This is a genomic window from Flaviaesturariibacter aridisoli (genome assembly GCF_004343705.1).
In the GTDB taxonomy this organism is placed as follows: domain Bacteria; phylum Bacteroidota; class Bacteroidia; order Chitinophagales; family Chitinophagaceae; genus Flavisolibacter; species Flavisolibacter aridisoli.
This window is the reverse complement of sequence record NZ_SKFH01000062.1, coordinates 1-5,442: the sequence shown is the minus strand read 5'-3', so window position 1 is coordinate 5,442 and position 5,442 is coordinate 1. Positions and strand designations below refer to the sequence as shown.

7 protein-coding genes are annotated in these 5,442 nt (G+C 48.8%); 2 read left to right on the top strand and 5 right to left on the bottom strand.

Annotation, left to right across the window (positions count from 1 at the left end; all coding sequences use genetic code 11):
- Positions 1–54: 54 nt before the first annotated feature.
- From E0486_RS18180 to E0486_RS18170, 3 genes are all read right to left on the bottom strand, one after another.
- Positions 55–1,617 (bottom strand): recombinase family protein, encoded by a 1,563-nt coding sequence (locus E0486_RS18180; protein WP_131854431.1) that lies wholly within the window; start codon positions 1,615–1,617, stop codon positions 55–57.
- Positions 1,618–1,621: 4 nt separating this feature from the next.
- Complete coding sequence (locus tag E0486_RS18175; RefSeq protein WP_131854429.1) at positions 1,622–1,882, bottom strand: hypothetical protein; 261 nt, start codon at positions 1,880–1,882, stop codon at positions 1,622–1,624.
- A gap of 70 nt (positions 1,883–1,952) precedes the next feature.
- The gene (locus tag E0486_RS18170; RefSeq protein ID WP_131854427.1) at positions 1,953–2,906 is read right to left on the bottom strand and encodes a hypothetical protein; all 954 of its coding nucleotides are present in this window, start codon (positions 2,904–2,906) and stop codon (positions 1,953–1,955) included.
- Positions 2,907–3,050: 144 nt separating this feature from the next.
- Between E0486_RS18170 and E0486_RS18165 the strand changes: the two genes are divergently transcribed.
- Both E0486_RS18165 and E0486_RS18160 read left to right on the top strand, forming a co-directional pair.
- Positions 3,051–3,380 carry a hypothetical protein gene (locus E0486_RS18165; protein WP_131854425.1) on the top strand — a complete coding sequence of 110 codons (330 nt, stop codon included), beginning with the start codon at positions 3,051–3,053 and terminating at the stop codon, positions 3,378–3,380.
- Positions 3,373–3,735 (top strand): hypothetical protein, encoded by a 363-nt coding sequence (locus tag E0486_RS18160; RefSeq protein ID WP_131854422.1) that lies wholly within the window; start codon positions 3,373–3,375, stop codon positions 3,733–3,735. The genes E0486_RS18165 and E0486_RS18160 overlap by 8 nt, the downstream gene beginning before the upstream one ends.
- A 560-nt stretch (positions 3,736–4,295) precedes the next feature.
- On the opposite strand, the gene E0486_RS18155 is transcribed toward E0486_RS18160, so the two are convergent.
- Together E0486_RS18155 and istB are read right to left on the bottom strand one after the other, a co-directional pair.
- Positions 4,296–4,532 (bottom strand): hypothetical protein, encoded by a 237-nt coding sequence (locus tag E0486_RS18155; RefSeq protein ID WP_131854420.1) that lies wholly within the window; start codon positions 4,530–4,532, stop codon positions 4,296–4,298.
- A 256-nt stretch (positions 4,533–4,788) separates the two neighbouring features.
- A partial coding sequence (istB, locus tag E0486_RS18150) for an IS21-like element helper ATPase IstB (protein ID WP_131853905.1) occupies positions 4,789–5,442 on the bottom strand: 654 nt, incomplete at its 5' end.

The window sequence follows — 5,442 nt, the reverse complement described above, 5'->3', positions numbered from 1 at the left end:
GAAGCCTCGCAGAAATGCGGGGTTTTTTTATGCCCCTACCTGAAGGTAGGTTGGCTAGCGCGTCCCGCCTGCGGGCGGGAAGGTCACCGGTTCGACTCCGGTATCCTCCACATCACCGGACAGACTCAAATTTTTGAAGGTCTGTCCGGTTTTTTTATGCCCGAAACCCGCGTCCATGGCTAGTATTAGCCGAAGGACTTCGTTGATGCGGGCGGTTCGACATTCGTTTTTCGAAAAAAGAAGCTTTTCCGGAAAAATCGAACCGAGGATGTCTTTTTTCTGCTGGATGTCAGCTTTGCCGTAAAGCGCCGGGAGGTTTCCTACGAGTGCCAGCCCCTTCTTTAGTAGCTCCTGATAAGGGCTTTCAGCTTTTGTTTGAGCGGCTAGTTCTGCCTGTAGCTTTTCCCGTTCGGCTTTGAATCGAAGTTGCATCCGGTTGAAGGTCTCGGTGTCTATTTTTCGGTCCACATAGTCGTCTTCAATATTGCGGGAGCGCTCTTCATTTCTGCGCAGATCCTCCTCGATCTTTTCCTTGGGGCGCACTTTTTCAACTTCCTGCTTTTTGAGCAGATGTGACAGCATCAATTTGTAAAGGGCAGTTGCGTTCTTCGACAACTTCATCTCTCCAAAAATCGCTTCCACATGATCATGCACTTGGGCTGCGCGCAGGCGCACCTCATGGCAATGGTTACAATGGTAATAAGCGTGGTAGCCGTTCCTGCCTTTGGAAGCGCTTCCGGTAAGCGGATTCTGGCAATTGCCGCAGAGAATTGCTCCGCGAAGGGGAAAGTCGGGCCGGGCAGATTTAGCTTTTACAAAGCCCAACTTGTGCAGGCGTCCCTCGAGGCTGGCCTGTACCCGTGAAAAAGTATCAGCGCTCACCAGCCCGTCGTGTAATCCTTTTACCCAGTAAGAGCTTCCGTCCTCTTCTTTTACGCGGACCTCACCTATATATACCCTGTTGCGGATCAGCTCCGAAAATGTCGAACGCGAAAAGTACTTGCCACTCTTTTTGAGCAACTCCCGGACCTCGGCCTGCGTTTTCCCCTGAGCAATAAAGGCAAAGGCTTTCTTTACCAGATCGGCTTGCGGACCGGGCTCGATCTTCGGCTTGCCTTTTTCGTCCCAGGTTCGCTTATAACCAAATGGAGGCTGCCCGAGCCAGCGGCCTTCCTTTTTGGCCGAACGCACCCCGGTAGTGATCTTGATCGATCGCCGCCGGTTGTCTATATCAGGCAGGGACAGGTAAACCGCCAGGATCATCTGGTTTTCCGGAATGGAAAGGTCCAAGGGCTGTTCGATGGCCTGCACCTCTACGCCATAGCCCCTTAATCGTTCGATCATCTTGAAGGACTCGGTAAGGTTCCGGGAGAACCGGCACCAGGTGGTCACCAGCAGCAGGTCTACCTTGCCCTTGTTTGCCCGGATAAACTGGAGCAACTTTTTGAACTCCGGGCGATTGAAGTTTTTGGCGGAGTGGTCCTCGCGGTAGGTTTGAACAATCTGGTGTCCCTCTTTACTGCAGAAGGCACGTAGAGCTTCCTCCTGATTTTGAAGGCTGTAACCTTTGGCTTGTTCATCCGAGCTTACGCGGGTTGCCAGAATCACTCGTTTCATGCGTTTACTTGTTTTTCTCGTCCAGATAAATGTCGCAGCTGATTTGTGCCAATGCCCAAAGGAAGTTGGCAATTTGCTCCACTTCGCTTTCACTGAGCGCTTGTTCGCTGCCCTTGTTCAAAATTCGGGTACAGGTTTTCAGGTCAACCGGCAGCGGATTTCTGTGCTGCTCCAATTGAAATGGCGGTTGATTCTCCTGTCCTTCTTTTGTTGTTAATCGGCCAACTTTTGTTGTCGCTACATAGTTTTTTGTTTTTTGATACATTTTTCACCTGCTTACTACCCGGGCCGGGGCAACCGGAAGGCGGGCAAGAGGTGCAACCATAGGAACCGGGTCAATCGGAATCCTTTATAAATCGTTTTCGGGTTCTTTTGAATTTGATGTCTTTGTGGTTTTGGGTCGTAAGTTCAATGCCTTCGTAATTCTGAAGACCCAAGATGTCTTTGATCTGCTGGGCTTCTGCTTCACTCAGGCGTCCTCCATGAGTGGCATCGAAGCGCACGATGCGTCCACCAACTTTATGTGGATCCTCGTCTTTAAGGGTAATTGTAAGGGTTTGAAGGTTTTTTGACCTTAATTCCCTCAGAACTATACGCTCATCTTCGTTAAGCAATTGCGGTACTACGACCTCGGATAGCTGGGCGTCTTTTACAAAAAACCGCAACAGATGAATGACCGATATATAGATGTGGGGTTCTGTAGGATCAATAATCACTCCGTCGCGGTGGGAGTTGTATTCGTCCCCATCAAACTCTCCTACCCGACCGTCCAGAAAAATGAGAATGCCTCTGTCCATCCGGCTGTCAAGGCAATTGACGATCATTTCAGTCAGGTAATTTATATCTAGCTTCAGTACTTGCAGCTTTGCCTCATCCTGAAGAAATTCTTCTATGTACCGGAGGTTCTGAATTTCATCAAAATCGAGCGTGCCTGCCACCTCCTTTTTGCGGTAATATTCCAAGTTGGCCTTTAACCTTTTTTCCGGAAGACTCGCGTCATAGGCATCTTTGAAAAAGTATTCCGTTACTTTTTCCATGTTCTCGATTGGCACATTGAACTGACGAAGCAGGTCTAAGAGGTGAAGCCAGATCAGATTAGCGAAACTTATTTGTGCTTTTTTCCCTTTAGGGATAAATGGAATCAACTTCATCTTGCGCCAGAAAGGGAGGATCTTTTCTAACGGCTCCCCTTTGTAGTCAAATAAGTCCTCTAAGGGAACAATCTTCTGATAGAGAAAGTCCTTAAAATCGGTAATACTTGCGAGGTCATTATCGGAAACTTTTGGCATAAAAAACCTAGTTAGAGTCCAAATCTAGATTTATTATTTAACTTAGAGTGAAAATATTTTTAGATGGCCTCAAAACGATTACACCCGCCCCAAAAGTGCGCTAACCCTAAATGTTCTTCCTCCTTTGAACCGCATGACCGGCGCATGAAGTATTGTGTTAGCCAGTGCCGTTCAAACTTCCATAATGACAAACGGCACCTCGAAAACCAAGTCCGTTATAACAGCGACCCGGTACGGCGCCGCTGCGATCAGATCCTGGAGGCACTCTTCCTCCGGCAAGACACTTTCCCTCAGGTAATCACCAAAGAGGTGCTGCAGGCACTGGGCCTTGATAGCCGTTGCGGCACCTTAGAGAAAAACCTGGAAACCGGTCTGCCGGTCGTTTGGTTTTACCGCTTTGGCTTGGAGCAAACAGTAAAAGGCAAAAACGAATTTACCATTCACTATAGAACCCAAACCCCTACGTATGATTAATCCGAAAACCGTACCCTTTACCCTCGAGGAGTTAGCCAAACTCACTAACTGGGAGATTACCCCGTCTGATGTGATGCCGAATATTGAGCTGAATGTTCCGAAAAGCCCCGGTACGTCTGTCAAAGCGCCAGCCGTTTTCCCGAAGGCAGCCATTCCTGAATTAGCGGCAACTCCTGTAAAAGACCTTAAAACACCTTCGAAGAACAAATACTTGATCCCGATACTTCTGCTGGGTGGGCTCCTAATTGGAGCTGGCGTGTGGCTCTATCTCGAAAAGCGAGCAAAACCCAAAGACGACAAGAAACTCCCTTCGGATGATAACGACTATGATGATCCTTACTTAGAGGTACTTTAAACAACGCGAATTCACAAAATTGAAAACGTTGAAGTTGAATGAAAATGGTTAGAGTATTTAGAGGATTTCGGTAGGTTCGAATTCAGTTCTGCGCACTTTTCGTACAGTAATTATTTGTTCGAACCAAAAAAGCTTTCAGTGCTGATGGGCTAATCATCATTGATGTACAAGAACTATAAGTTGTTGAGAATGAAGCGTAAAATTTTGTTTGGAATGTACAAGCAAGCGTTCTACTTCGGGATTATTTTGAACGACGGCCTTAGCCTTAAAGTTCACATTCTGATCCAACCTGAAAACCCAAACTAATAGTTATGGCGAAGCGCAAACCATATAACCCTGGCACTGCCTACGGACGGCGTAAACTGCGACAGCAAGCAAATGAATATCGTGCTGGCTTAGCGCCAGCGTAACGAAAAAAGTATGATCTAGACAACCTTGTTGCAGTTATCATCATCGTTAGGATCTTTCTTGCCGTGTTATACGAGCGGGCGGCAAGGAGCTATACTGCGCTGGCTCTAAAAAAATGAGTTTAAACACTTTTAGCTGCCTTGGAATATCCCCTAAGAACTGATCAAAATGTTTATTAGATCACGCTTAACTCGATCTAGTGCTTCGAAGAATTTGGTTGTTTCAGCTGGATTCAGGTGAATCTCGGTGCCGTTGTTAGTGGTGTTGATTGCAGTTATTTCTTCTTTTAATGTGTTATAGTTTGTAATAATTCCTGCAAGCGAAGCGGTATTAACCTGTGGCGCAGGGCTGTAAAGACTCTCAATAGAACGCAAGCGGAGATTACCCATTTTTAGATGCTTTTTCAGCTCCAGAAATGGTATCTCCCCCCTTTCTATCCAGTCCTCCAATTTCTTCGCATCAGTGCATGCGCCGTTCAAACTGACCACCCTACGCCGGAGCAAATTGACCACCTGATATCGTGGCGGAGATTCGGCACATATTACTGGCGCAACTAATTTGAGCAGGCATCTTTTGGCGGTTAGGTAATGTGGTTTATTCGGGGCTGTTTTTAGGCTCCCTTCTTCATCAAATTTACGGGTTCTCTCAACTAGTGGTGGCTGTCCTTCGTTTGCGCATGGACTCTCCTTTAAGTTCCACGCGGTGAGCGGCATGGACGATGCGGTCCAGGATGGCGTCGGCCACGGTATGTTCGCCGATGATGTCGTGCCAGCCCGACACAGGTACCTGCGAGGTGATGATCAGCGAGCTCTTACCATGGCGGTCTTCTACCAGCTCCATCAGTGCGTTGCGCCCTTGAGCATCGAGGGGCTGCAGGCCAAAGTCGTCCAGGATCAGTAGCTGCTGCCGCTCGATGCGGGCTACTTCCTTGAGGTATGATCCGTCGGCTTTACTCATTTTCAGGCGCGACAAGAGCTTGGGCATGTGGTGGTAGATCACCTTGTAGCCACAGGCGCAGGCATGGTAGCCCAGGGCGGAAGCCAGGTAGGACTTGCCCGAACCCGTGGATCCGGTAATCACTACAGGTTCTGCCTTGTCGATAAAGGTGCAGGCCGCCAGCCGTTCCACTTGTAACCGGTCCAGCCCACGGCCCTCGCCGTAGTGCAGTTCTTCCAGGGAGGCGCGGTAGCGGAAGCGGGCGAGTCGGATGCGCTGGTCGATGGAGCGGTTCTGCCGCTCGTCCCACTCGGCCTGTACCAGCTCGTGCAGCCACTCATCCGGGGTAAGGGTCGTTACCCG

What these genes read in the sequence shown, in the direction of transcription:
- E0486_RS18155 (WP_131854420.1), bottom strand. Translation starts at nt 4,532, where the DNA reads ATGGGTAATCTCCGCTTGCGTTCTATTGAGAGTCTTTACAGCCCTGCG.
- E0486_RS18175 (WP_131854429.1), bottom strand. Translation starts at nt 1,882, where the DNA reads ATGTATCAAAAAACAAAAAACTATGTAGCGACAACAAAAGTTGGCCGA.
- E0486_RS18170 (WP_131854427.1), bottom strand. Translation starts at nt 2,906, where the DNA reads ATGCCAAAAGTTTCCGATAATGACCTCGCAAGTATTACCGATTTTAAG.
- E0486_RS18160 (WP_131854422.1), top strand. Translation starts at nt 3,373, where the DNA reads ATGATTAATCCGAAAACCGTACCCTTTACCCTCGAGGAGTTAGCCAAA.
- E0486_RS18165 (WP_131854425.1), top strand. Translation starts at nt 3,051, where the DNA reads ATGAAGTATTGTGTTAGCCAGTGCCGTTCAAACTTCCATAATGACAAA.
- E0486_RS18180 (WP_131854431.1), bottom strand. Translation starts at nt 1,617, where the DNA reads ATGAAACGAGTGATTCTGGCAACCCGCGTAAGCTCGGATGAACAAGCC.